1 protein-coding gene and 1 pseudogene are annotated in these 1,980 nt (G+C 66.5%); both read left to right on the top strand.

Going from position 1 to position 1,980, the window contains the following annotated elements; genetic code table 11:
* Nucleotides 1-23 precede the first annotated feature (23 nt).
* A pseudogene (locus tag AC0T5L_RS27040) lies at nucleotides 24-230 on the top strand (CurL C-terminal domain-containing protein); the annotation flags it as partial.
* A partial coding sequence (locus tag AC0T5L_RS27035; protein WP_476168318.1) for an acyltransferase domain-containing protein occupies nucleotides 231-1,980 on the top strand: 1,750 nt, incomplete at its 3' end.

Here is a 1,980-nt window from a genome sequence, read left to right as displayed (position 1 = left end):
GCGGAACCAACGCCCACGTCATCGTGGAACAACCCCCCGAACCCGCCAACACCACAACCCCGAACACCCAGACCCCGGACACCGTGCCATGGGTACTCTCCGGAAAAACCACAAACGCCCTACGAGCCCAGGCAAAACGCCTCCGGGAATTCACGGAGACAACACCGGATACGACTACCGGCGATATCGCCCGGACCCTCCTTGCCCGCACCGCACTCGAACACCGCGCCGTGGTCATCGGCGAGAGCCGCGAAGAACTACTGCGCGAACTCGATGGTCTGGCTGAGGGGGGCCACAGCAACGCGGTGCTGGGTAGAGCGGGGCACGGCCGACTGGCGGCGCTGTTCACTGGCCAGGGTAGCCAGCGTCTCGGCATGGGACGCGACCTGTACGAGACCCACCCCGTCTACGCCGACGCCTTCGACGCGGTCTGCGCCGAATTCGACCGTCACCTGTCCAAGCCGCTACGCGAGGTCGTGTTCGGTGATGATGCCGGGGATCTCGAACAGACCGGCTATACCCAACCCGCGCTCTTCGCGACAGAGGTCGCCCTGTTCCGGTTGCTGGAGTCACGGGGGGTGCACCCCGACATCCTCGCTGGGCACTCGATCGGTGAGCTGGCGGCAGCGCATGTGGGCGGGGTTCTCTCCCTCGGCGATGCGTGCACCCTGGTCGCCGCACGTGGCCGACTGATGCAGGCCCTTCCCGAGGGCGGAGCGATGGTGTCAGTCGACGCGTCCGAGGAGGAGGTCCGTGCGCTCCTGGCGGATCACGAGGGCACGGTGGACATCGCAGCCGTCAACGGCCCCTCCTCCACCGTGCTCTCCGGTGAGCAGCGGGCAGCCCTCGAAACAGCCGCGGTCCTGGAAGAGCGCGGGTACAGAACCAAGCGTCTGCGCGTGAGCCACGCGTTCCACTCTCTCCTGATGGAACCGATGCTGGAGCAGTTCCATGCCGTCGCGGAACAACTGACCTTCCACGCCCCCGGCATCCCCATCGTCTCAGCGCTCACAGGACGGGTCGTCGACGAGGATCTGTTGTGCTCGGCGGGCTACTGGACCGAGCACGTACGCGAAACCGTGCGGTTCGCTGACACGGTTCGCACGTTGCGCGATGAGGGTGTCACCACGTTCGTCGAAGTGGGCCCCGATGCCGTGCTGACCGCGATGGTACGGGACTGCCTCCCGGATGAGGAGGGTGATGTTCACGCCGTCTCCGTGCTCCGCCGTCAACAGAACGAATCCCGGTCGCTCTTGGCGGCACTGGCCACTCTGCACACGAGGGACGCCGCCCAGATCGACTGGAACGCGCTGCTTCCCGGTGCGGGGGCGCGTCGGGTGGAGTTGCCAACGTACGCGTTCCAACGACAGCGCTACTGGCTGTCGGGTGGGGCCGCTGGTGATGTGACGGGTGCTGGTCTGGGAGAGGTGGAGCATCCGCTTCTCGGTGCCGTGGTGGAACTGCCTGATTCGGGCGGGGTGCTGTTCACGAGCCGGCTGTCGCTGCGTGAGCAGCCGTGGCTGGGCGACCACGTAGTGATGGACGTGGTGCTGTTGCCCGGTGCCGCACTGGTGGACATGGTCCTGCGCGCCGGTGACGAGGTCGGTGCCGGAACCATCGACGAACTCGTCATGGAAGCTCCCCTCGTGGTCCCGAGGAGCGGCGGTGTCAGGGTCCAGGTCAGCGTCTCCGAGCCGGACGCACAGGGGCGACGGGCCGTGACGGTCCGCTCCAAGCCCGAGGGGCCTTCCACTGACACGTCGTGGACCCGTCACGCCACTGGGTCGGTCGTCGCGGTGGAGCCGGTCGAGGACGCCGACCTGAAGGTATGGCCCCCTCAAGGCGCTGAACCCGTTGATGTCAGCGGGTTCTACGACCACCTGGCTGAATCCGGCTTCGAGTTCGGTCCGGTGTTTCGCGGGCTGAACGCCGCCTGGAAACAAGACCAGAACATATACGCCCAGGTCGAACTCACCGAAA

The organism is Nocardiopsis sp. TRM 82005 (assembly GCF_056312425.1).
The sequence above is the reverse complement of the archived record's forward strand: the minus strand, read 5'-3'. Positions and strand labels throughout refer to the sequence as shown.